This is a genomic window from Flavobacterium pectinovorum (assembly GCF_022802975.1).
Lineage (GTDB): Bacteria > Bacteroidota > Bacteroidia > Flavobacteriales > Flavobacteriaceae > Flavobacterium > Flavobacterium pectinovorum_B.
Genome location: NZ_JAFEVZ010000005.1, coordinates 119824 through 145018, shown reverse-complemented (window position 1 = coordinate 145018; position 25195 = coordinate 119824). Strand labels below are relative to the sequence as shown.

General features: G+C 31.6%; 24 protein-coding genes. 15 read left to right on the top strand and 9 right to left on the bottom strand.

The features are described from left to right. The 4 genes from FLV_RS09135 to FLV_RS09120 are packed head-to-tail and all read right to left on the bottom strand — an operon-like array spanning position 1 to position 3948. On the bottom strand, positions 1–987 hold the full coding sequence (locus FLV_RS09135) for a glycosyltransferase family 2 protein (RefSeq protein ID WP_243233092.1): 987 nt from the start codon (positions 985–987) through the stop codon (positions 1–3). A 3-nt stretch (positions 988–990) separates the two neighbouring features. After that, a complete protein-coding gene (locus FLV_RS09130) occupies positions 991–2034 on the bottom strand; it encodes a glycosyltransferase (protein WP_243233089.1) in 1044 nt (347 codons plus the stop codon). Positions 2035–2038: 4 nt separating this feature from the next. Beyond that, positions 2039–3001 carry a hypothetical protein gene (locus FLV_RS09125; RefSeq protein WP_243233087.1) on the bottom strand — a complete coding sequence of 321 codons (963 nt, stop codon included), beginning with the start codon at positions 2999–3001 and terminating at the stop codon, positions 2039–2041. Next, the gene (locus tag FLV_RS09120; RefSeq protein ID WP_243233085.1) at positions 2998–3948 is read right to left on the bottom strand and encodes a hypothetical protein; all 951 of its coding nucleotides are present in this window, start codon (positions 3946–3948) and stop codon (positions 2998–3000) included. The genes FLV_RS09125 and FLV_RS09120 overlap by 4 nt, the downstream gene beginning before the upstream one ends. A 369-nt stretch (positions 3949–4317) precedes the next feature. Here FLV_RS09120 and FLV_RS09115 point away from each other — a divergent pair, with 369 nt between their 5' ends. After that, on the top strand, positions 4318–5280 hold the full coding sequence (locus FLV_RS09115) for a hypothetical protein (protein WP_243233451.1): 963 nt from the start codon (positions 4318–4320) through the stop codon (positions 5278–5280). Between the two features lie 170 nt (positions 5281–5450). Here FLV_RS09115 and FLV_RS09110 read toward each other — a convergent pair whose 3' ends face one another. Next, positions 5451–6293: a glycosyltransferase gene (locus FLV_RS09110; RefSeq protein ID WP_243233083.1), complete on the bottom strand. Its 843-nt coding sequence runs from the start codon at positions 6291–6293 to the stop codon at positions 5451–5453. 108 nt (positions 6294–6401) lie between these two features. Here FLV_RS09110 and FLV_RS09105 point away from each other — a divergent pair, with 108 nt between their 5' ends. Together FLV_RS09105 and FLV_RS09100 are read left to right on the top strand one after the other, a co-directional pair. After that, complete coding sequence (locus FLV_RS09105; RefSeq protein ID WP_243233081.1) at positions 6402–7163, top strand: Kdo domain containing protein; 762 nt, start codon at positions 6402–6404, stop codon at positions 7161–7163. Positions 7164–7183: 20 nt separating this feature from the next. Next, positions 7184–7996, top strand: a complete 813-nt coding sequence (locus FLV_RS09100; protein ID WP_243233071.1) for a glycosyltransferase family 2 protein — start codon at positions 7184–7186, stop codon at positions 7994–7996. Here FLV_RS09100 and FLV_RS09095 read toward each other — a convergent pair. Further along, positions 7989–9047, bottom strand: a complete 1059-nt coding sequence (locus FLV_RS09095) for a glycosyltransferase family 9 protein (RefSeq protein WP_243233069.1) — start codon at positions 9045–9047, stop codon at positions 7989–7991. The two genes, FLV_RS09100 and FLV_RS09095, sit on opposite strands and share 8 nt — an antisense overlap. Before the next feature lie 130 nt (positions 9048–9177). Continuing rightward, entirely contained in the window at positions 9178–9993 is an 816-nt protein-coding gene (locus tag FLV_RS09090; RefSeq protein ID WP_243233067.1) for a 2,3,4,5-tetrahydropyridine-2,6-dicarboxylate N-succinyltransferase, read from the bottom strand. A gap of 260 nt (positions 9994–10253) precedes the next feature. On the opposite strand from FLV_RS09090, the gene FLV_RS09085 reads away from it, so the two are divergent. The 4 genes from FLV_RS09085 to FLV_RS09070 all read left to right on the top strand — a co-directional run bounded on the left by FLV_RS09085 (position 10254) and on the right by FLV_RS09070 (position 13837). Then, positions 10254–10883 carry a PAS domain-containing protein gene (locus FLV_RS09085; protein WP_243233065.1) on the top strand — a complete coding sequence of 210 codons (630 nt, stop codon included), beginning with the start codon at positions 10254–10256 and terminating at the stop codon, positions 10881–10883. 155 nt (positions 10884–11038) lie between these two features. Beyond that, entirely contained in the window at positions 11039–11773 is a 735-nt protein-coding gene (locus FLV_RS09080) for a class I SAM-dependent methyltransferase (protein ID WP_243233061.1), read from the top strand. 22 nt (positions 11774–11795) lie between these two features. Then, entirely contained in the window at positions 11796–12212 is a 417-nt protein-coding gene (gene ruvX, locus FLV_RS09075; RefSeq protein WP_243233060.1) for a Holliday junction resolvase RuvX, read from the top strand. A 125-nt stretch (positions 12213–12337) separates the two neighbouring features. Then, positions 12338–13837 carry a malate:quinone oxidoreductase gene (locus FLV_RS09070; RefSeq protein ID WP_243233059.1) on the top strand — a complete coding sequence of 500 codons (1500 nt, stop codon included), beginning with the start codon at positions 12338–12340 and terminating at the stop codon, positions 13835–13837. 42 nt (positions 13838–13879) lie between these two features. Here FLV_RS09070 and FLV_RS09065 read toward each other — a convergent pair whose 3' ends face one another. Next, a complete protein-coding gene (locus tag FLV_RS09065) occupies positions 13880–16102 on the bottom strand; it encodes an FUSC family protein (protein ID WP_243233058.1) in 2223 nt (740 codons plus the stop codon). Positions 16103–16290: 188 nt separating this feature from the next. On the opposite strand from FLV_RS09065, the gene def reads away from it, so the two are divergent. The 3 genes from def (at position 16291) to mazG (ending at position 18282) form a co-directional block, all read left to right on the top strand. Beyond that, on the top strand, positions 16291–16881 hold the full coding sequence (gene def / locus FLV_RS09060) for a peptide deformylase (RefSeq protein ID WP_243233057.1): 591 nt from the start codon (positions 16291–16293) through the stop codon (positions 16879–16881). A gap of 38 nt (positions 16882–16919) precedes the next feature. After that, positions 16920–17414 carry a DUF5606 domain-containing protein gene (locus tag FLV_RS09055; RefSeq protein WP_243233056.1) on the top strand — a complete coding sequence of 165 codons (495 nt, stop codon included), beginning with the start codon at positions 16920–16922 and terminating at the stop codon, positions 17412–17414. Positions 17415–17511: 97 nt separating this feature from the next. After that, positions 17512–18282, top strand: coding sequence for a nucleoside triphosphate pyrophosphohydrolase (gene mazG, locus FLV_RS09050; RefSeq protein WP_243233055.1), 771 nt, complete (start codon positions 17512–17514; stop codon positions 18280–18282). On the opposite strand, the gene FLV_RS09045 is transcribed toward mazG, so the two are convergent. Then, positions 18277–18963, bottom strand: a complete 687-nt coding sequence (locus FLV_RS09045; RefSeq protein WP_243233054.1) for a Crp/Fnr family transcriptional regulator — start codon at positions 18961–18963, stop codon at positions 18277–18279. The two genes, mazG and FLV_RS09045, sit on opposite strands and share 6 nt — an antisense overlap. A gap of 203 nt (positions 18964–19166) precedes the next feature. Here FLV_RS09045 and FLV_RS09040 point away from each other — a divergent pair, with 203 nt between their 5' ends. From FLV_RS09040 to FLV_RS09020, 5 genes are all read left to right on the top strand, one after another. Further along, positions 19167–21551: a heavy metal translocating P-type ATPase gene (locus tag FLV_RS09040; protein WP_243233053.1), complete on the top strand. Its 2385-nt coding sequence runs from the start codon at positions 19167–19169 to the stop codon at positions 21549–21551. 115 nt (positions 21552–21666) lie between these two features. Next, the gene (gene ccoS, locus FLV_RS09035) at positions 21667–21858 is read left to right on the top strand and encodes a cbb3-type cytochrome oxidase assembly protein CcoS (RefSeq protein WP_031454816.1); all 192 of its coding nucleotides are present in this window, start codon (positions 21667–21669) and stop codon (positions 21856–21858) included. A gap of 2 nt (positions 21859–21860) precedes the next feature. Next, the gene (ccoN, locus tag FLV_RS09030; protein WP_243233052.1) at positions 21861–24047 is read left to right on the top strand and encodes a cytochrome-c oxidase, cbb3-type subunit I; all 2187 of its coding nucleotides are present in this window, start codon (positions 21861–21863) and stop codon (positions 24045–24047) included. A 7-nt stretch (positions 24048–24054) separates the two neighbouring features. Continuing rightward, a complete protein-coding gene (locus FLV_RS09025) occupies positions 24055–24249 on the top strand; it encodes a CcoQ/FixQ family Cbb3-type cytochrome c oxidase assembly chaperone (RefSeq protein ID WP_243233051.1) in 195 nt (64 codons plus the stop codon). Positions 24250–24251: 2 nt separating this feature from the next. Continuing rightward, the gene (locus FLV_RS09020) at positions 24252–25193 is read left to right on the top strand and encodes a cbb3-type cytochrome c oxidase N-terminal domain-containing protein (protein ID WP_243233050.1); all 942 of its coding nucleotides are present in this window, start codon (positions 24252–24254) and stop codon (positions 25191–25193) included. Positions 25194–25195 lie beyond the last annotated feature (2 nt).

Genomic DNA, 25195 nt, shown 5'->3' with positions numbered 1-25195 from the left:
TCAATTTTTGTGAATTCGTATCCAATTTTTTATTTTATTTTTAGTGTTTTTTATAAAATAGATAATAGGTTTATTACTAATCATATTTTTTTTAGCTTCATTATATAGTTTAAAAAGATTTTCTTCTTTTCTTTTATTGATATCTAAACTATAGAATTGATCAGGATTATTTTTATGATAAATGTATTTTTCATATATGAAATTTGTAATAAATTTAAATTCCTTGAAAGTTTTTGGATTAAAATAACCTAGTATTAAGTTATAGTTTTTTGATTTATTGTTATGTTTTTCAATTCTTTCGGAAATATTACCAACACCTATTTGTTGATTAATATGAATTCTATAGGATATTAAATTTTCATTAATACATGTAAGAGAATTTCTTTCGGCTAATAATAATGCAATCCAATAGTCATGAAAGAAGTTTTTTTCATTTGTATCAAATGGTAAACAAAAATCTTTAACGTTTTTTGAAATACATATTGTAGCCCCAGTGACAAAATTACCTTCAATCATTAGGTATTTTAAATAATTGACAGGAGTTGTTAGCTTTTGTTCAAAAAAACCTACGGTATCCCACAATGTAATTGGTTTTGAAAGAATTAAATCATTTTCATCGATCAAATTAGCGTTACTAAATACACCTTCAATATTTTTGTTTTTCTCAAAAACACGAATTATTTTATCAACTTTATCTAATCGCCACAAATCATCTTGATCAGAAAAAAATATATAATCACCACTGGTTAAGCTTAGTGCTTTTTCAAAATTTTTGTTGCTTTTTAAATTAGATTCGTTGATGAATATTTTAAAAATGTTTGGATAGTCAGCTTTATATTTTTCTAAAATGGCTAAGGTAGAATCAGAAGATTTGTCATCACAAATAACTATTTCATTTACTTTTAAAGTTTGATTTAGAATGCTGTCTAATTGTTTTTTGATAAATTTTTCACCATTATAGGTACACAAAGCTACTGAAATATACATCTGTTAATTGGATTTTAAGATTTTTTTCCAAGTTAAAACAATGCTTTCTTCTTCTTTTTTTAAGTTATAATTATTTGAAATATAATCGGAAGCAGATTGAGTAATTTTTAAAATTTCAGGATCATTCTTTTCTAATTTTAAACTGATTTCTTCTATTTTATCTACAAAATCAATAATGTTACCTTCATCAATTTTAAAAGAAAAGTTAGGATTAAAATATTCTTTACCTCCTTGACCAGCATATCCTATTACAATGCATCCAGAAGCCATAGCTTCAGCTGGAGGTAATCCGAAACCTTCTTTATGATTTAAACTTAAAAAAATTGAACTTTCATTCAAGATTGTTGCAACTTCGTCTTCTGTTTTATTATCAATTGGAACAAAATTCCAATTTTTCAAATTATCTCTTATTCTGAGTATATTTATTATTTGTATAATATCATCTTCCAATTTCCTTGGCATGAAAGCTATTTGTTTCTTTTTTAAAGTGTTATTATAATTAAATTTATTGGTGTTTATCCCAAGATGGACTCTATGAGTTGTAGATTTAGGAAAAGTATATTCTAAATATTTTTTTGAATCTTCAGAAACAACAATTGATGCTAAAAATTTTTCATCAAGATAAATAACTTCTTTTTTAGACTCTATAATATCACATTTATTAAAAGTGTAATAACAATTTTGATTAAAAATAACTTTTTCGATGTTTTTGTTTAGGGCACTTATATATGGCCCATATATTTCCGGTATTACAAGTATCCCATTATCATCAATAGGATCATCATTTTTAGTTCTTAAATAGTTTTTGAATAGTTTAAAGGGCTTTTGTTTTTTTTTGAGAATCTTGTCAATGGTATTATAGATAGATCTATTGTAGATTATTTTGGTTTCATTTTTGAACCACTTATGTCTAAAACCTTTTTTTCGATGTATAATAAAAGCAGTAAAACCATTTTTATTCAAAATATCTACTTGGCGGTATAGTTGTTTTACTCCTCCAATAGGTTCTTTATTATCTGTACAAATAAAATATATTTTTTTCTCCATAAATTTAATTTAGGAATGTTTTAACCCAACTTTCTAATTTATATTTGTTATATAACTCTGTGTCGATATCTTGATATGGTGTTTCTAAAAAAGATTTTGGTATTTCAGTTATATGTTTTTCCCAAATAAAGATATTATTTGGATTATAAAAATCATATTCTTTAATATATGGGTTTGTTGTTATTAGTTTCTTTTTTAAACCTATTGCTTCATAAGGTCTAAAGGATAATCCAACTTGTGTATCATGTTGAATATCTAAAATTATTTTAGTGTTTTGATTGTAAATATATGCTTCATTAAATGGTACTATTTCATGGATGAAAGATATATTTCTATGGTGTAATTTTTTTGATATACTTTCATCATAAGTAAATAATGTAGAATGAACTTTTAGATTTTGTTTACCAATTAAATCTAAAATTTTTACCAGATCGTCATATCTTTTATCATATGTTCCAATGAAAAAAATATCATATTCAGGTATTTTTGAATTATCAGTGTTGTAAAAAAAGTTATGACCTTTGATTAAACCATATTTTTCGCAATCAAATTTGTCGAAACTGTAAGTTTTATCGAAATATTTCATGGTTTCATATTGACCTTTAATCTTTTCAAAGCTATCCCAATAATATACAATCGAATTATTACATTTAGAAGTGATTTTTTTTAATTCTTCTTCGGTAAAAATATCAGGTCTGTTAATATATAATAAATCATAGTTTTTATATTCATTTAATTTTGATTCAAAATATTTTGATTTGTAGTCTCTTTTTATGTTTCTGTTTGTGAAATTTTTTAAAAAAAAGTTATAAATTCTTTGTCCAAAATTTTTGTATTTAAAATCTTCCGATTTATTTGAATAGATAAATTGAACATTGTAACCACTAAATTTAATGAATCCGTCAAGTATAACTTTATAAAAGCTATAGTGATCTGGGGCTATATATAATAATGTTTTTTTACTCATTCTGCTAATATGTTTGTAATCCAGCTATTTAACGTGTATTTTTCGTAAATAGTATCAGGTATTTTTTTATATTCGGTATTTAAAAAATCCTTAGGAATTTCTATTTTGTTCACATCTATTACTAGTATGTTATATGGATTATAAAAATCATATTCAGTAATAGAATTGTTAGTAGTTATGATTTTTTTCTCAAGTGCCAGTGCATCAAAAATTCTAAAACTAAGTCCATTTTGATTTTCTCTTAATACATCTAATATTATCTCCGAGTTTTCAATTTTTTCTTGTATTTGACTCTGGGAAAGTTTTTCTTTTGTGAATACAATTGATTTTTTTAGTTTGTAAGGCTTTCTTTTTCCAAAAAAAATAGTCTCATGCGATATTTTATTACTGTCAAAATAGTCAGTTATACTATTAATTATGGGGTACCTATCGTCAATAGAAGTAACGGATAAAACTTTATATTGAGGTTTGGTTTTCAATTCCTTTTTTTTCAAATGAATGTAATTTGGTAAAAAAAGAAGATTGTAGTCATTGGTGTCTTTTTTATCAAAAGTAAATACTTTATCAAAACTGTTTCCAATAATTAATTTTTTATTGTCATATCTGTCTATACTGTCGTAAAGGTATGCAATGTAATTTTTAGAATATTCCTTTATTCTTACATGGCAATTTTTACTAATCCTTTCGGGGTTTATGACAATAATTTTATCTTGTTTTCCCTTGTTTTTTAATTCTGATAAAATGAATTCTTCTGTTTTTATTTTTTTGATATTTTTTTGAAAAATTATTTTGTTTAAAGAATTAATAATTCGCTCTCCAGTATTTTTATAGTGATACTTATAATCACTCAGCTTTATATGAAAAGCCTGATGTCCCATTTTTATTAATTCTTGAGTGATTTTTTCATCATATCCCCAGTAATCAAAACTAATTAAGCAGATTTTCATAAAATTTATATATTCTACAAAAGTAGGAAATATTGGTTTTTTATTCTACTTGTTTTTTGTTTTTTATTGATTATAAGGACTGAAATAAGAACAAATGTTTAAAACTTAATTATTGTTATTAGATATCTTATTTTTAATGGTTTTAAATTTTCAATATTTTTTTAATTTATTTTTCAGGTTGTTTTTATAGGAATTGTTTCTTGTTTTTGCTGAAACTATAAGCTTGTTTTATAAAAAATGGTCTATTATGGAAAACGCAAAGCAACCTTTTTAAATAATGACACTCTTATAATAAAAAGGCTTTTCAAATGTTTGAAGAGAAATAAAATTCAATTAGTATTTGAATTTTATTTATTTAAAAGTTAAATGATGAAAAAAATTCATGTAGGTTTTTTACTTTCGTATGATTATGAAAAGTTGAAACTATCAATACCGCCCGTATATCAAGCAGCTGACAAGATTTTTATTGCTGAAGATAGCAATAAGCTAACTTGGTCTGGAAATGAATTTTATGTCGATAATTCTTTCTATGAATGGTTGAAAGAATTTGATGTCGATAATAAAATTGAATTTTATAGAGATAATTTTTATATTCCCGAATTAACAGCGATAGAAAACGACACCAGAGAACGTTATTTACTTTCTTTGAAAATGGGCATTGGAAATTGGTTAATTCAGATAGATAGTGACGAATATTTTATTGATTTTGAGAGTTTTGTTTCAAATTTGAGAAAGTACGATCATTACCTTGATGAACCCGAAAAAAAGAAAGTTCAGTTTGCTTGTTTTTGGTTGATTATTTATAAATATACAAAAGAAGGAACTCTTATTGTTGACAAACCAATGAAGTCTGTTTTTGCTACTAATTACCCCAATTATAAATGCGCCAGACGAACTAATGAAAGGACGATTTATTTTGACAATTTAGTTTTGCATGAATCAATTGCCCGAACTGAAGAAGAATTGGTATGTAAACTCCAAAATTGGGGACATAATAATGAAGTAAATGAAGATTTTCTTAAAAAATGGGTAACGGTAAATGAAACAAATTATAATCAATTTGAAAATTTTTATTATATAAATCCTAAACGATGGAGAAAATTAGATTATTTGCCTACCAGAAAATTTGAAGATATAAAAATGAATGTTAATCTAAAATCTAACCTTCAAATCTCAAAACAATATTTGATGTGTAAAAATTTTGGTCAATGGTTTAAGTTTTTATGGAAAAATAAAGATATACGGTTGGAATTTTATTTTAGGCCTCATTTTTTTGATAAGCTTAATTATAGAATTACACAGTTTTATATGTCTGACCAGAAAGAGATTTAGAAATTCATTTTAAGCTATTTTTACCAACTTTGGTAGTAGTAGGATTAAATAATATAATTGCCAAATTGTTTTAAAGTAATAATTTTATGAAATTAATTTTCAACAAAAAGCCATTGCTAAATGCAATGGCTTTTTGTTGAAAATAGGTTATGGAGCAAGTATTAAATCTTTTACTTTACTTTATAGAGTCCAATTGATTTCTTTAATGTTTTACTGAATAAAACCATTTTTACGTACAACATGTTTTTTAAACTCAAAAAATACCAGTCTTTGTAAGGAATAATCTTCCGGGATATTAAATCATCCAATTCTTTAGAAACTATGAATTCGCTATTTACATCTTTCCATTTTACATTGTCATAGCCATCAAATTCGTTTACCTTGTTTTTTTCATGAATAATAGACATCCAAAGCCTTTTATCGGTAACCTGAATAATACGGCTCTCTTTTTTCCATTGCGTGTGGTCGTTAAACCAAACCGTTTTTGGGTTTTCATTTTTTTCAATCAAACTGATAAACGGATTGAAAATATGCTCTTTTTTGCCTAAAATATAAGTAGGTTTTATTTGCAAAGAGTATCCTTTTATAACATCTACAGCCAGAAAATCCTGTGATGCAAATTTCTTTTGGACTTCATCAATAAACAAGGAACTTATTACGTCATCATTATCAATTCGGGTGGTGATAAGATAGGGTTTGTCGTTTGTTATAGCTTTTTTAATTTCAGGATAAAATTCATTCATCCCGTTGATAAAAAATACTTTAATATTTTCTATCCCCGAAGTTAAATCGAACATTTTGGTTTTATATTTTTCAGAAGTTGTAGTGTCTAAATATAAAAGCCATGTAAAGTTTTTATTGGTTTGTGCTTTAACAGATGGCAGGCAAAAGTTTTCAAAAAGCCACATTCTGTCTTCCATCCAGGCATCAGTCAGAAGTTCTTCGTTGTTTTTGGTTACATCCCAATTAGGATTTTTAAGATTAAATCGGGTAATGAGATAGTGTTCGAACATCTGTGAAATTTTATTAAATACTAAATAACTTTTGTGTAAAATTAAATTAATTATTTGAAGAGTAAAATTCAAATCGTTACTTTTGTAAAAAACGTAAAACTTAATTAAATGCATGAAGTTTATCATCCTGATTTTCTAAGCAAAAAGGCCGAAATAAGAGACGCTATAGAGAATTATGAAACAAAAGGATCGCTGTTTGTAGATGGAAAGAGAAATAAAATTAAAACTTTTGATTTAGGAGAAATAATACTAAATGTAAAATTTTTTAGGGTTCCAAACCTTGTAAATAAAATAGTTTACGCTTTTTTCAGACCTTCAAAAGCACGTCGTTCTTATGAGTTTGCCAATATTCTTGTAGAAAAAGAAATAGGTACTCCGGCGCCAATTGCTTATTTTGAAAATTTTAAAGGAGTGCTTTTAGACAGTTATTATGTTTGTGAACAAATTTATCCGGATTTAACTTTCAGAGAATTAACCAACGATTTTGATTATCCCGAGCATGAAATAATTTTGAGGCAGTTTACCAAATTTACATTTAATCTGCATCAAAACGGAATTGAGTTTTTAGATCATACTCCTGGAAATACTTTGATTAAAAAAAATCCTGCGGGTTCTTATTCTTTTTTTCTGGTTGATTTAAACAGAATGAAATTTCATAAAGAAATGAGTCTAAACCAGAGAATACTGAACTTCTCCAAACTAACTCCAAACAGAAAGATTGTTGAAGTGATGAGTGATGAATATGCCAAACTTTACGGAGCTTCTTATAATGACGTTTTAAAAATAATGATTACCGGAGCAGAAGCTTTCAGAGATAAATTTCATCGCAAAAAAAGAATAAAAAAAGCATTAAAGTTTTGGAAAAAATAAGGACTGATACTACTAAAAATATGAAAGCATCTGTAATAATGAGTACCTATAATGCCGAAGAATGGCTCGAAAAAGTCATTTGGGGATTGAGTGTGCAAACCGAAACCAATTTCGAAATTATTATTGCTGATGACGGTTCGAAGCCAAAAACAAAAGAATTATTAGATGCTCTAAGAAGCCAGATTTCCATGCCATTGATACACGTTTGGCAGAAAGATAACGGTTTCCAGAAATCCCAAATTCTGAATAAGGCGATAATGGCGTCCAATTCGGATTATCTTATTTTTACAGATGGAGACTGTATTCCGAGGAAAGATTTTGTAGCTACGCATTTAGCATACAGGGAAAAAGGGTATTTTCTTTCGGGTGGTTATTTTATGCTTCCGATGGATATTTCGAAAGCAATTACCAAAAACGATATTTTATCTCAGAATTGTTTTGATGTAAAATGGCTTATTCAACACGGTTTAAAAAAATCATTTAAAAATTCTAAATTATCAGCTTCAGGATTTTTAGCTAAATTTTTAAATGCTGTAACGCCTACAAAAGCTACCTGGAACGGACATAACGCTTCCGGATGGAAAGAAGATTTGGTTTTTATCAACGGCTTCAATCAGGAAATGCAATACGGAGGGCAGGATAGGGAATTGGGTGAAAGGCTTTTTAATAAAGGCCTGAAATCCAAACAAATTCGCTATAGTGCCATAGTGGTACATTTAGACCACGCAAGAGGTTATGTAAATGAGGCAACATGGAAGAAAAACTTCGCAATCAGAGAAAATACAAAGAAGAATAAAGTTGTAAAAACTACAATTGGTATCGATTCTAATTAGTTTTCAGATATTCTTCTAAACTCGGAATAATTAAATCAGGTGTAAAAGCCTGATATAAAACCATAGCCTGACTTTTCATTTCTTTAGCAGATTTTTCGCCGTATAATTCAGGTTTTAAGTCTTTTAAATGTACTGAAACATTTTTTATTCCGTCATCAAAACTATTCCAGGCTTCTTTTTTAATCCAGGTCGAAAAAATAGTAAATGTAGGTTTGTTTAATGCTTTTGCCATATTTACAGCTCCGCCTTCATTACCAATTAAGGCATCACAATGATAGGTAATCGATAAAAACTCTCTGATAGATTTGGGAACAATATCTATTTTGATGTTTTTTTGTGTCTCAGGCTGGCACAAATCAAAAATTACCTGTGCTTCTTTTAATTGAGAAGGAATGTAATTGAATAATAATGTAGCATTCGTTTCCAAAACAATTTTATCCAAAAGTTCAGCCATATAGTTACTTGGATAGGTTTTCGTTGTTCCGCTTCCCAAAACCCCAATCATGTATATTTTTTTAGAAAAATCAATTTGGTTCTGAATCAGAATTTGTTTTCCGTTTTCAATTTCAGATTCTTTCAGGAAGATTTCTGGTTTAACTTTTGATGCTTTTTTCAGGTCAAATGACTCTAACAAAAGCATTCTGTTTTCAAGAGCTAATCCTGCAGTTGTTTTAGGTACAGAGAGTTCTTTAACGGTATTTGTGTAAATAAGATTAGTGTACGATTTGTAAAAACCGATTTTTGTTTTAGCTCCGGATAAGGCAACAATCATATTGCTTTCAAGCTTTCCGTAGGCATCTACAATAATATCATATTTTGTTTTTCTAACTTTAAGACAAAATTTCAAAAGTTCAATTTTACTTTTTTTAGCTTCCTCTGTAAAAAGTATAAGATTGTCAATATTTGGATTGTTTTCAACAACCGGACTGGTAAACGGATAAATTAAATAATCTATTTGTGCTGTTGGGTATTCATTTTTTAACGTATTACAAATAGCCGAACTAGCTAACACATCGCCAATCATTTTTTGTTGAATTACAAGTATCTTCATGTAGAAATTGAGTCTTTTAAGAGAGTACAAATTGAAGCAAAAAAAATCAATTTAAGATTAGTTTTAAAATAAAAAATTCCAAATTCCTGTATAGTTTGGAATTTGGAATTTTAAAATATTGAAATTTAAATTATACCGCTACGTCATATTCACGTAAAGCATTATTTAATGAAGTTTTTAAATCAGTAGATGGTTTACGAGTACCAATAATTAAAGCACATGGAACCTGAAACTCACCCGCTGCGAATTTTTTAGTATAACTTCCAGGGATTACTACAGAACGTGCAGGTACAAAACCTTTCATTTCTACAGGCTCATCACCGGTAACGTCAATAATTTTAGTAGAAGCAGTCAAACATACATTTGCACCTAAAACAGCTTCTTTGCCTACGTGAACACCTTCTACTACAATACAACGAGAACCTACAAAAACACCATCTTCAATGATAACAGGAGCAGCTTGTAATGGCTCTAAAACGCCACCAATACCAACACCACCACTTAAGTGAACGTCTTTTCCAATTTGAGCACAGCTACCAACTGTTGCCCACGTATCAACCATTGTTCCGGCATCAACATAAGCACCAATGTTTACATAACTTGGCATCATAATTACACCGCTTGAAATGTAAGAACCATAACGGGCAGATGCTCCCGGAACTACACGAACTCCTTTTTCGGCATAATCTCTTTTTAATAACATTTTGTCATTATATTCGAAGATTCCAGCTTCCCAGGTTTCCATTTTTTGAATAGGGAAATACATTACCACTGCTTTTTTTACCCATTCGTTAACCTGCCATCCGTCACCTTTTGGTTCAGCAACACGAAGTTTTCCGGAATCTAATAATTCGATAACTTCTCTAATAGCATCAGTAGTTGCAGTTTCTTGTAATAAAGCTCTGTTTTCCCAAGCTTGTTCAATTATAATTTGTAAAGAACTCATAAGTTTAAATTTTTGGCAAAGATAGCGTATTTAGGTAAAATCAAAAAGGTAATTCAATTTGAAAATGTTACATATTTAACTTTTTGTGTGTAATTTGAAAAGTTAGTTTGGTCTGAAACGTTTCTAAAAATGTAATTTTTTTAATATTACTACATGATAAAAATCAGATTTCATGATTTTTATTCACGTTAATTTTGTTTAATAATTCCTGAGACAAATTAAGGAATTGAAATATAGTTTTAAATTAATCAAGCCAAAAAATGAATCAGGAGAATCAGTTTCAGACCCGGGTACCAATCGTTGATAAAGAAGTCACGTGGGACAAAACACAAGTAATTATGAGTAAAACAAATGCTTTTGGTATTATAGAATATGCTAATGAAGTTTTTGTTGACGTTTGTGGTTATGAAGATTATGAGCTAATGGGACAGCCACATAATATTATTCGGCATCCGGATATGCCAAAAGTTATTTTTAAAGTGCTTTGGGAAAATCTTAAAAACGGAAAAAACTTTCATGCTATCGTGAAAAACTTAGCAAAATCAGGAAGATATTATTGGGTAATTACTGATTTTGAAATTGCAAAAGATGAAAACGGTGTGATTGTTAATTATTTCGGAAGAAGACAGGCTGTACCTCAGGAAGTTATTTCACTGCATATTGAACCTCTTTATAAAAAGTTACTGCAAATTGAGGCAGCAAGCGGCGTTGAGTTTAGTGAGAAATATTTAATCGGATTCCTGGAAGAAAAAAAGAGAACTTATGTTGAATATATTAAGGAGCTGATTTATGAACATGAAAAAGCACAGTCAAAATTTGCTAATTACGAAATGAAGGCAGAAGATGAAGAAGAGGAAAGAGGTTTTTTTAGCAGGTTGTTTGGCAGGTAATAATACTTTATAATAAAATTTTTAGTTGTTTTAATTTTTGGTTAAAAATCCGTTTTGAATTTTCAGGGCGGATTTTTTGAGTTTTATGTATTTATTAAAAGATGATTAAAATAGAAAAGTTGTACTTTTAGAATATCAATTCGAAAATATAACTCATGAAGGATAATTTTTCAAAACAAGCAGTTGACTATTCTAAATTTCGTCCGCAATATCCTGAGGCAATGATTGATTTTGTGGTTTCATTTGTTAATGATAAATCAATTGCACTTGACATTGCTACAGGAAACGGTCAGGTAGCGCATAAGCTTTCTACTCGTTTCAAAAAAGTATTTGCTACAGATATTAGTCAAAAGCAACTCGATAATGCGATTCAGGCTGATAATATAAGCTACAGTAAAGAATCTGCAGAAAAGACTTCGTTCAAAAATCAGCAATTCGATTTGATTGTTGTGGCACAGGCTGTACATTGGTTTGATTTTGAAAAGTTTTATAAAGAAATCTACAGAATATTAAAGCCCGAAGGCATTTTTGCTGTCATGGGTTACGGATTATTTTCTACCAATCCGGATTCAGATAAAATTCTGAGACATTTTTATTATGATATTATAGGTTCTTATTGGGATGCTGAACGAAAGTATCTGGATGAAAATTATGAAACGATTCCATTTCCGTTTGATGAAATCACGGCAAAGAGATTTCAAAATCAATTCATTTGGACTTTTGAAGCATTAATAGGATATCTCCAGACATGGTCGTCTGTGCAGCATTATATTTCGAAGAACAATCAAAATCCGATTGACTTGATTTATGATGAATTGAAGCTTTCCTGGGAAAATAATGATAAGAAAGTTACATTTCCACTGTTGCTAAGAATTGGAAAATTAAAATAGTTACCTTTGAAAAAAATATAAAATGCCAAGAATCCTCTCCATAGACTACGGACAAAAGCGTACCGGAATTGCTGTTACCGATGAAATGCAGATTATAGCTTCTGGTTTAACCACGATTCCAACAAATACTTTAATTGATTTCCTTACAGCTTATTTTGCTAAAGAAAAAGTAGAAGCGGTTTTAATCGGTGAACCAAAACAAATGAATGGACAGCCATCAGAAAGCGCTTCTGTAATAAAAGGTTTTGTAACTCATTTTTCTAATATTTTTCCGGAAATGAAAGTCGTTCGTGTAGATGAACGTTTTACTTCAAAAATGGCTTTTCAGACGATGATCGATAGCGGACTGAGCAAAAAGCAGCGTCAGAACAAAGGACTGATAGATGAAATTTCCGCAACGATTATGCTTCAGGACTATCTTTCTTCTAATCGTTTTTAGGTTTTAGGCCTATAAATTTCACTTTATTTAGAAAAAAATGTAATTATCTAACTATTATCTTTCGAAAATTAGTTTTTTTTTGGGATTATAAAAAGTAACTTTGCATTTTAAAATATAATACTGTTATGCCTGACAATACAATACGTTCCAATAGTGAAGTAGTGCTTATTGGAGCTGGAATTATGAGTGCTACACTCGGAGTAATTTTGAAAGAATTACAACCTGATATCAAGATTGAAATTTACGAAAGATTAGATGTTGCAGCAGCCGAAAGTTCTGATGCATGGAATAATGCCGGAACCGGACACTCTGCTTTTTGTGAATTAAATTACACCCCTGAAAAAGCCGATGGTTCTGTAGATCCTAAAAAAGCCATCAGCATTGCGGAAGCTTTTGAAGTTTCGCGTCAGTTTTGGTCGTATTTAGTACAGGAAAATAAGGTTCCTTCGCCTGAAAATTTTATAAAAAGTGTGCCTCACATGAGTTTTGTGTGGGGTGAAAAAAATGTAAAATACCTTAAAACCCGTTTTGAAGCTTTACAGGCTAATCCATTATTTGCTGAAATGCTTTTTAGTACTGATTTTGAGCAATTGAAACAGTGGATGCCATTAGTTATGGAGGGAAGACAGCCTGATGAAAAACTGGCTGCTACTACAATGGCAATTGGTACCGATGTGAATTTTGGTGCTTTGACAAGAAGTATGTTTAATTATTTAGAAAAATTAGACGGTGTGTCTTTACATTTTAACCATGAGGTAAAAAAAATAAGACAGCGTGAAGATAAATCATGGAGAATTAAAATAACCGATTTAGAGTCTGGCCAAAAAAGAAAAGCCTATACGAAGTTTGTATTTATTGGTGCCGGAGGTGGTTCCTTGCCATTACTGGAAAAAGCAAATGTACCGGAAGGTCATGGTTATGGTGGTTTTCCGGTAAGCGGTCAGTGGTTAAAATGTACAAATCCAGAAGTTATTGCAAAACATCAGGCAAAAGTTTACGGAAAAGCGAGTGTTGGAGCTCCGCCAATGTCGGTTCCGCATATTGATACCCGTGTAATTGATGGTGAAAAAGCATTACTTTTTGGACCTTTTGCAGGATTTTCAACCCGTTTTTTAAAAAATGGATCTTATTTAGATTTACCATTATCTATAAAAGCAAACAACCTGATCCCGATGTTATCTGCAGGATATAACAATATTCCTTTGACAAAATATCTAATTGAGCAGGTTCGTCAGTCTCCTAAAGACAGAATAAAAGCTTTACGCGAATATTTGCCAAGCGCACGATCTAAAGACTGGGTATTAGAAAAAGCAGGACAGCGTGTACAGGTTATTAAAAAAGGTGAAAATGGAGGCGGAGTTTTAGAATTTGGTACAGAAGTAATCAATACACAAGACGGAACTTTGGCTGTTTTATTAGGAGCATCTCCAGGTGCATCTACAGCGGTTTCTATCATGGTTGATTTGATTGGAAGATGTTTTAAAGATCAGATTAATACACCGGAGTGGGAAGCGAAGCTGAAAAATATGATTCCTTCTTATAGCCAAACTTTAAATGACAAGCCGGAACTTTTAGCAGAAATTAGAAAAAATACTGCTGAAGTCTTAAAGCTGAACAGAAATTAATACTAGAATGTAATCTTTATTATAAAAAACAAATCCGGATAATTAATCCGGATTTGTTGCTTTAAAGTCTTTTGTAATCTTTAATATTTTTTCGGACAGGTTACTCATCCAGATTAATTGCTCAATGACCATTTGCGCCTCCTGCATTTTGGCTTGACGTGTTTCTTTATCCAGATCTTCATCTGTTGCTAAACGAGTAAAATTTTTACGTTTCATTTCTTCAAATTGCAAAGTCACGTCTTCTTTATCAAAAAAAGTATCGGTTATAATGGCTTCATTTTTTAAAATTGAAATCGAATGATCTAAATTTAATAAGATAGTTTTTATGATGTAATTGAAAGATTCTGAAGCTGATGTGGTTTGGTTTGCCTGAATGTAAGTTGATAAAGAGGCTAAGGCTGAAAGTAAAGAATGATTTAGAACCACTAATTTATTAACAAGAGGCAGTGTTTTTTGCTTTGATTTTGGTTCCTGCATCATACGCTGAAAAGAGGTCATTAAATTCCCAATTTCTATAAAAACACTTTTTCTGGCTAGTCTGTATGAAGTAGGGATTTCTCCTTTTTTATTGTAAAAATCCGCAATTTCTTTAAGATAAGTCCTATTGGCACGAATTGAATTTTCAATGTGTATTGGAGTATTGATAAATTCCCATGCGGGCCATAAAAACTGATTGGCAAGAAAAGCTAAAATGGCTCCGGCTAATGAGTCTAAAATTCTAAACTGAATTACTTCAACAACATTAGGAACTAAAATTCCATAAATAAAAACCACGTACATGGTAACAAAAGTCGCACTGATTTTGTAATTGATTTGTGTAAAGGAAATTCCAAGCAGCATACAGATAATTGAAAAAATACTTAATGCAACATCATTTTGTACAAGCGAAACAATTCCAAAAGCCAATAAACCTCCCAAAAGAGTCCCGAAAATACGATTATAAGAACGTTCCTTGGTTAAACCGTAACCTGGTCGCATGATTACTATAATGGTCAATAAAATCCAATATACATTTTGAAAAGGAAGAAATTTTCCAACAATAAAACCTATCAAAATGGTTATGGTCAATCGAACAGAATGCCTGAAAATGGATGATGAAAAACTCAAATTTTCAGTCAATGTGCGCAATGGATAATATTGAGGTGTCAGGAATTTTTCAAGTTCTTTATCCTTATCTTTTAATTTGTAAGACTGCATGGCAAGAGAAAGCGCACGCTGGATAATCTTTATTTTCCCAACCTGGTTTTTAGCATATTTCAGCATGTTGGTTAACATGAGAACGCCTTCAGCTGCTGCTTCTTTTCCTAATGTTTTTTCGTAGTCAAAAATAGCAAATTCGAGGGCGTCAAGTTCATTTTTTAAATCTTGCTTGTCTACATAAACTGCAATGTGATGAACGTTTTTAGATAGTTTTTTTAAAGTTGAAGCGAGTTTATAGGCTACATTTTGATACGTTCTTAAAACATCAGGATGTTTATCAAATTTTTCATGAATTTTACTATGATCAAATGAAGTGTATAAAGCCAGTTCCTGTATTTCAACCAGAGTAATAAAAACCAGTAACATCTTTCGGTTTTGGCTTGTTGTTGCAGAACTGTTTTGGTTTCCAATAAGTACCTTTCGCAGATCCTCATGAATCTCGTTGAGTTGTACCTGAATACTTAATTGTTTTTCAATAATTGTTGTTCGGTTCGCTTCAGGACTCCATAAATCACCTCTTAGTTTTAAATACTTTGCGGTTAATTTAATTCCTTCGGCAATTTCAAGTTCAATAAATTTATAAGGCTGTACAAAATGAAATATAAGAGAAACAATTAAATATAAAATTCCTCCGATAAATATGTAACCCGAATAGGCAAAGGCTTCCCAACCCTGATGTAAATGACCAAATGATAAAGAAATTGAAATTAATGCTGAAAACGAAACTAAAGTTGCCCGTTGCCCATAGACCGATATCATGGAGCATAAAAAAAGTAAAAACCCTAAAAAAGGGTAAAACAAATAAGGAAAAGGGTAGGCCAGATTAACTAATAAATTGACTCCGGAAACAATAAAAGAAGCAACAATTAATCCTTTTATTTTGTGGCTTAAGGTACTTGGAATGTCGCTGGGATAAGTGTAAAAAGCACCTAAGGCAATGGTGAAACCAATTTCAAAATGACCCAGAAAATTCAAAATTAATACGGGCACTACTGAGGCAATAGTTACTTTTGTGGCATTTAAAAACGAAGTGCTGTTGGTGAATTTTGCAATACGATCTAACATAGAAATAGGTTTAAAACAAAGGTAAGATAATTTGGCATAATTATAGCTGAGATTTTGGTGAACGGTCAAAATGCGATTTTATATATTATTTTCAAATGTTCATTGACTATTTTTTACTATTTTTGACTGCTAAATTGGAAGAATTTAGATTAATTTTTTAGTAAATAAAAATAAATAATACAATATAGATGATTTTACCAATTGTAGGATATGGGGATCCTGTTTTAAGAAAAGTTGGTGAGGTAATTACACCGGATTATCCAAACTTAAAAGAAACAATAGCAAATATGTACGAAACCATGTATAATGCTTATGGTGTGGGACTTGCTGCACCGCAGGTAGGTTTGGCAATTCGTTTGTTTGTTATCGATACAACACCTTTTAGTGATGATGAAGATTTACCATCTGATGAGCAAAAAGATTTAAAAGGTTTCAAGAAAACTTTTATCAATGCTAAAATTATTCATGAAGAAGGCGAAGAGTGGAGTTTTAACGAGGGATGTTTAAGTATTCCAGATGTTAGAGAAGACGTATATAGAAAACCTACTGTAACGCTTGAATATTGCGAGGAAGATTTTGTAACAAAAACAGAAGTTTTTGATGGTTTGATTGCAAGGGTTATTCAGCATGAATACGACCATATTGAAGGAGTTTTATTTACTGATAAAATATCATCTTTAAAGAAACGACTGATTCAGAAGAAACTAAAAAATATTACCGAAGGTAAAACTTTTCAGGAATACAGAATGAAATATGCATCCGCTAAAAAAGGAAGATAATTATAATACACCAAATTCTTAATACTAATTTAATAAACATGAATTTAGAGAAAATTTTAGCCATTTCAGGAAAACCTGGTTTATATGTATTGAAAGTGCAGACACGCACAGGTTTTGTGGCAGAATCATTACTAGACGGAAAAAAAATTACTGTAAACTTAAAAAGCAACGTAAGTTTATTGTCTGAAATTTCAATTTATACTTACGAAGGAGAAAAACCTTTGACAGAAGTAATGCAGCGTATTGCTGTTAAAGAAAACAAAGGTCAGGCAATTTCACATAAAGAAGATAATGCAAAATTAACAGCTTATTTTAAAGAAATTTTACCTGAATATGATGAAGAAAGAGTATATCCTTCAGATATTAAAAAAATATTAAACTGGTATAACATGCTTCAGGCAAAAGGTTTAGTTACAGATGAAGCACCTGCTGCAATTTCAACATCTGAAGAAATTGCTGTTGAAGAGCCGGTAAAAAAGGCTCCTGCTAAAAAAGCTCCTGCCAAAAAAGCAACAGCTAAAAAAGAAGAATAGTAAATTTTACATTCAAATATATTAATCCTGTTAAGATGTTTTCTTAACAGGATTTTTTACTTTTACACAATTAGATTACAACAAAAAACTTCACAAAATGAGCAAAGAACTTCAACTTAAAGCTTTTGAAAGATTATTAATTATCATGGATGAGCTTCGTGAGCAATGCCCTTGGGATAAAAAGCAAACTTTGCAAACTTTGAGGCATCTGACGATAGAAGAAACATACGAATTGGGAGATGCCATTCTGGATAATGACCTGAATGAAGTTAAAAAAGAACTGGGTGATTTATTACTGCATATTGTTTTTTACGCCAAAATAGGTTCTGAAACCAATGATTTTGATATAGCTGATGTATGTAATGAAATTTGCGACAAGTTGATTCACCGTCATCCTCATATTTACAGTGACACTGTTGTGAAAGATGAAGAAGAAGTCAAACAAAACTGGGAAAAACTAAAACTTAAAGAAGGTAAAAAGTCTGTTTTGGAAGGTGTTCCGAGAAGTTTGCCTGCTCTGGTAAAAGCCAGCCGAATTCAGGACAAAGTTAAAGGTGTTGGTTTTGACTGGGAAGAACCACATCAGGTTTGGGATAAAGTACAGGAAGAATTAGAAGAACTGCAGGTTGAGGTGAAATCAGGAGACCAGGATAAAATCGAAGCCGAATTTGGTGATGTTTTGTTCTCGATGATAAACTACGCCAGATTTTTAAATGTTAATCCTGAAGATGCTTTAGAACGTACCAATAAAAAATTTATTAAACGCTTTCAATACTTAGAAAATAAAGCCGGTGAATTAGGAAAGCCTTTAATGGATATGACTTTGGCAGAAATGGATGTTTTTTGGAACGAAGCAAAAAAATTATAATTGTTCAGCCAGCTTTTTTAAAGCTTTTACATCTTTAAGAACAATTTTTTTACCTGCCAATTCAATCAATTCAAGTTTATTAAAATCAGATAATAATCTGATACAGCTTTCTGTAGCGGTACCAATTATTCCTGCCAGCTCTTCTCGGGTTAGCTGGACTTTCAGCGTTTTGTCTGCGTTTTCGCCAAAAGCATCATGCAAATGCAATAATGTTTCTGCTAAACGTTGTTTTACGGTTTTTTGTACTAAGGCAATTTTATCGTTTTCAGAATCTTTCAAGTCTTCACAAACAGACTGCATCAGGTTCATTGAGAATTGATTGTTATTATTAAAGAAATGTATAATTTCAGATTTCGGAATAAAACAAACTTCCATATCTGCAACAGCTTTTGCTGATAAATTTGCAGGTTCATTGCTAATCATCGAACGTTGCCCCAAAAGTTCTCCTGATTTTACCAGTTTTACAATCTGATCTTTTCCGTTAGCGCTTAATTTAGAGAGTTTTCCAATTCCGTCTTTCACACAAAAAACACCATTTGTAACTTCACCTTCTTCAAAAATCGCTTCACCTTTTTTTATTTTGTGAGTCGTTTTACTATTTGCTAATTTTATAACTTCTTCTTTATTAAGTGCTTTTAAAGATGAAAGCTGGCGTACGATACATTGGTCACATTTATTCATAGCAAAAGTATTTACTGCAAAATTAACCAATAATCGCTTTGGTAGGTTAAAATATTTGAAAAAACACAGAGAAAATCTGTTGTTGTAATTTACCTGTTTTATTTTCTTAAATTTAAAATCTGATTTCATTTTTATATGATAAATGTCATATTTATAGCCGCTTATTATTTTGAATATTTGTTACATTAAAAAAGAAACAAATTATGAGCGAGCAGAGTTGTTTTCATTGTGGACTTACAATTCCTAAAAATGAAGTAATCAATTTTGATGAAAAAAAGTTTTGTTGCACGGGCTGTAAAACAGTTTACGAAATTTTTAGTCTTAATGATTTAACCTGCTATTATGATTTTGAAAAATCCCCGGGTGCCACTCCGCAGGACATTCAGGGAAAATATGATTTTTTGGACAATGAAACTATTATTTCTAAAGTTTTAGAATTTCAGGAAGGAAATGCTTCAATAGTTTCTTTAAATATTCCTCATATTCATTGCAGTTCATGCATTTGGATTCTTGAAAACCTTAACCGTTTGCAGCCAGGTATAAATAGCTCACAGGTTAATTTTCCGGAGAAAAAAGTTAGAATCACATTCAATTCTGAAATGGTTTCCCTCAAATCAATTGTTTATCTGCTGAGTTCAATTGGTTATGAGCCTTACATTAGTTTAGAAAACTACGAGACAGGAAAAACAAAAACAGACAGAAGCCTGACCTATAAGTTGGGTGTTGCTTTCTTCTGTTTTGGAAATATCATGTTATTGTCATTTCCCGAATATTTCGAGATGAAAGAATTCTGGCTGGATAGCTATAAACCATTTTTCAGGCTTTTGATTTTTGTTTTGGCATTGCCAAGTTTTCTCTATTCAGCAAGTGGCTATTATGTTTCGGCTTATCACAGTATCAAAACCAGGATGCTAAATATTGATATTCCAATCGCTTTGGGAATTATCGTCATGTTTATTCGTAGTTCTTATGACATGCTAATGGATCATGGTCCGGGTTTTTTTGACAGCTTGGCGAGTTTGGTTTTCTTTATGCTGCTCGGCAAAATGTTTCAGACCAAAACCTATAGTTTTCTGAGTTTCGAAAGAGATTTTAAATCCTATTTTCCAATTGCAGTTACCAGAATCAATTCTAATACATCAGAGGAAAGTGTACCAATTTATGATGTTTTAAAAGGAGACAGATTATTAATTCGAAATCAGGAATTAATTCCGGTAGATGGAATTTTGATTAGCGAAAAAGCCGAAATTGATTATAGTTTCGTTACCGGAGAAGCAGTTCCGATTACTAAAAAATCAGGAGACAAAGTATTTGCCGGAGGAAAACAAATTGGAAAAGTAATCGAAATGGAAGTGTTGCATTCGGTTTCACAAAGTTATTTAACGCAGCTTTGGAGCAATGAAATTTTTCAGAAAAAAGTAGATCAAAAACATAAAACGATTACCGATAAAATCAGTCGTTATTTTACCCCCATTTTATTATTAATAGCTTTTGCCGGTTTTGGTTACTGGATATGTATTGATGTCAATACAGCTTTTAATGTTTTTACAGCAGTTTTAATTGTGGCCTGCCCATGTGCGCTTGCACTTACGGCACCGTTTACTTTCGGAAATATTCTCAGAATTATGGGAAAACAAAAAATGTATCTTAAAAATGCTTTGGTTATAGAACAACTTGCAAAAGTAGACACGATAGTTTTTGATAAAACCGGAACCATTACAACCAATAAAAAATCAAATATTGGATATGAAGGAAATACACTTTCTGATGAAAATTATATACTGATAAAAAATGTACTTAGAGGATCTAATCACCCTTTGAGCCGAATGTTATATGATTTTCTGCCGGAAGTAAAAAGAATCAAAATTGATGCATTTGAAGAAATTACCGGAAAAGGTATTTTGGCTTCTTTTGAAAATAAAATCATCAAAATCGGGTCGGCTTCTTTTGTTGAAAGTACAAATGACGCTGATGAAATAGAAAAAACAGCACTTCATATTAAGATTGACAACGTTTATTACGGACGATTTTATTTTCAAAATCAGTACAGAGATGGTCTTGAAGTACTATTTAATAGACTAAAGAAAGATTATGAAATAAAAGTCCTTTCTGGCGATAATGATGGAGAAAGAGCGAATCTGGAGGATATTCTTCCAAAAGGTACTGAACTTATCTTCAATCAAAAACCGGAACAGAAGCTGGAATTCATAAAAAAACTGCAGGAAAAAGGACAAAATGTAATGATGGTTGGAGACGGCCTGAATGATGCAGGTGCTTTGGCCCAAAGTAACGTTGGGATTTCAATTTCTGAAAACGTGAACGTATTTTCACCCGCTTGTGATGCTATTCTGGATGCAGGCGAATTTTCCAGACTGGATTACTTTTTAAAGTTGTCTCACAAATCGATTAGGATAATCAAAATGAGTTTTGGTTTATCGCTTCTTTATAATGTTGTAGGGCTCTTATTTGCTGTTACAGGAAACTTAAATCCTCTGGTTGCCGCTATAATAATGCCATTGAGCACAATTACTATTGTGAGTTTTGTAACGATTATGTCTAACTATTTTAGTAAGAATAAATTAAAGTGATTTGAATTGAGTCAAAAAGGAGTTTTTTAAAATCTTAATATTCTCCTTTGACTATGATAATTATCATATTTTAAGCGCCCTTATACTACTAATTTTGTTACTATAAATCTAAGGTATGAGTGTCATTTATCTATTAATTTCAGTAAGTATTTTTGTCGCAATCTGTTTTTTTATTGCATTTATAGCTGCTGTCAAATCCGGACAGTACGATGATGATTATACACCCTCGGTCAGAATCCTCTTTGATGATGAAACCAAAATTACCTCTCAAAATAATAATTTACCAATAGAAGAAAAACAAGTTTAATTATGGAAATGGAACAATTTTACTACGACAATAAAATCGTAAAAAAATTCATTTACGCTACCATCCTTTTTGGGGTAGTTGGTATGTTAGTGGGACTGACCCTGGCGGTTATGTACCTTTTTCCCAACATGACCGATGGGATTTCATGGCTCAGTTATGGTCGTTTAAGACCTTTGCACACCAATGCGGTAATTTTTGCCTTTGTAGGTAACGCTTTTTTTGCCGGGATGTATTATTCGCTGCAACGATTACTGAAAGCCAGAATGTTCAGTGACTTTTTGAGTAACCTTCATTTCTGGGGATGGCAGCTTATTATTGTGGCCGCTGCTATTACACTTCCTTTAGGTTATACTTCTTCAAAAGAATATGCTGAACTGGAGTGGCCTATTGATATTGCAATTGCATTGATCTGGGTCGTAATGGGAATCAATATGATTGGTACAATGCTACGACGTAGAGAACGTCATTTGTATGTGGCAATTTGGTTTTACCTCGCTACGTTTGTTACCGTTGCAGTATTGCATATTTTCAATAATATCGAAATTCCGGTTTCTGGGTTAAAAAGCTATTCTGTGTATGCAGGTGTTCAGGATGCCTTGGTACAATGGTGGTACGGACATAATGCGGTGGCATTTTTCTTAACCACTCCTTTTTTAGGACTTATGTATTATTTTATTCCAAAGGTTGCTAATCGACCGGTTTATTCTTATAGATTATCTATTATTCACTTTTGGTCTTTAATCTTTATCTATATCTGGGCAGGACCACACCATTTATTGTATTCTGCTTTACCAAACTGGGCACAAAATTTAGGGGTTGCTTTCTCTGTTATGTTACTGGCTCCGTCTTGGGGAGGTATGATTAATGGATTGTTAACTTTAAGAGGTGCCTGGGATAAAGTTCGTGTAGAACCGGTTTTGAAATTCTTTGTGGTAGCCATCACAGGGTACGGAATGGCGACTTTTGAAGGGCCAATGCTTTCTTTTAAAAACGTAAATGCGATTGCACATTATACAGACTGGATCGTAGCACACGTACATGTAGGGGCTTTAGCATGGAACGGATTTATGTCGTTTGGTATTATTTACTGGTTGATTCCACGAATGACAAAAAGTCAATTGTTTTCAACTAAATTAGCCAATTTCCATTTCTGGATTGGAACTTTAGGAATCATTTTATATACAGTTCCAATGTACGTGGCTGGTTTTCAACAGGCATCTATGTGGAAACAATTTAATCCTGATGGAACTTTGACTTACGGGAATTTCCTTGAAACCGTTACAGCCATTATGCCTCTGTATTGGATGAGAGCTATTGGAGGAACTTTCTACTTAATAGGAATGCTGACGCTGGTTTACAATATTATAATGACCGTTAAAGCAGGTAATACAATTGAAGATGAATTGGCTCAGGCTCCAGCATTGCAGACTATTAAAAGCGGTAGAATCAGTGGAGAAAAATTCCATTCCTGGTTAGAAAGAAAACCGATTCAGTTAACTATTTTGGCAACAATTGCGATTTTAATTGGTGGTATCATTCAGATTGTTCCAACGATTATGGTAAAATCGAATATTCCAACCATTTCAAGTGTAAAACCATACACACCGTTAGAACTGGAAGGTCGTGATTTATACATCCGAGAAGGCTGCGTGGGTTGTCACTCACAATCAGTTCGCCCGTTCAGAAGTGAGGTAGAGCGTTACGGGCCTCAGGCCAAAGCAGGAGAGTTTGTGTACGATCATCCATTTTTGTGGGGGTCAAAACGTACAGGTCCTGATTTGCAGCGAGTAGGAGGTAAGTACAATGACAACTGGCACTTTAACCACATGTGGAATCCGCAAAGCACATCTGCCGGATCTATCATGCCGGGCTATAAATGGCTATTTGATAATAAAGCACTGGATATTTCATTACTTGAAAAGAAAATGAAAGTTATGGTTACACTTGGAGTGCCTTATTCAGAAGCAGAAGTTGCTAATGCGCAGAAAACATTGAGAGATCAGGCTCTTACTATTGAAAAAAGTCTTGAAAATGATCCTGACTATGTAAAAAGTTATGAGGAAAGTAAGAAGAAAGCAGCCGCAAAAGGAGAGAAATTTGTTCCGATGAACGAAAGGGAAATTGTAGCTCTGATTGCTTACATACAAAGACTTGGAACTGATATTAAAGTAAAAGAAACTTCAAAATAACAGCATTATGTTCGAACAAATAAAACACAATATGGAGACGATTTCGGGGATTGAAATTTTTCCGATTCTCTCTCTCCTGATTTTCTTCTTCTTTTTTGTAGGATTAGGCTTTTGGGTGTTCTCATATAAAAAAGATAAAATTGAGGAAATGAGTCAGATTCCTTTGGTTGATGGCTGTAGTTTAACTTCAAAAGATAAATAATAATGAAAAAGTTTTTCCCCGTATATGTAAGAGTACCGTTGATTTTCTTCATTGTATTCGGTTTGATGGAATATTTTATAGACTCAGGCGACAGACCGGCTTTTATCAAATATCCAATGGTTTCTGTCTTTTTGTTTGTCTTTTTGTTTATTCTGATTGCTATCGAAATTACGCTAAATGCTGTAAATCGGGTAATGTATCAATTGTTATCTCCTGAAGAAAAAGAAAAACTGGCATACGAAGAAAGCCTTAGTTTAAAAGAAAGTACCTGGTTTAAGAATTTGATGCACAGACTTACCCAGACAGAACCAATTGAAAAAGAAGGTGATTTGTTGATGGATCATGATTATGACGGTATTAAAGAATTAGACAATAATTTACCGCCTTGGTGGGTGTATTTATTTTACATCTGTATCGTTTTTGGAGTTGCTTATGTTTTTTACTTCGACGTTTTTGGTGGAGACAATCAGGAAATGGAATTGAAGAAAGAAATGGCTCAGGCAAAAATCGAGGTAGAAGAATACCTAAAAACAGCTCCGGATCTGATGGACGAAAAAACAGTTGTCCTGCTTACAGATGCTCCAAGTTTAGCCGAAGGTAAAGAAATTTTCACCACTAATTGTGCTGCCTGTCACAGAGCAGACGGAGGAGGTCAGATTGGTCCAAACTTGACAGATAATAAATGGATTTTAGGTGGCGGAATTAAAGAAATTTTTCACACGATATCTAATGGTGGACGAGACGGAAAAGGAATGGTTTCATGGAAAACCAATGGTATGAAGCCAAAAGAAATTCAAAAAGTGGCAAGTTATATTTTGTCATTGCAGGGAAGTAACCCAAAAGACGCAAAAGAAGCTGAAGGAGAAGTTTGGGTAGATGAAAGCGCTCCAAAAAAAGATGCTACAGCAAATAATACAACAGATAGTACAGCAGTTAAAAAATAATT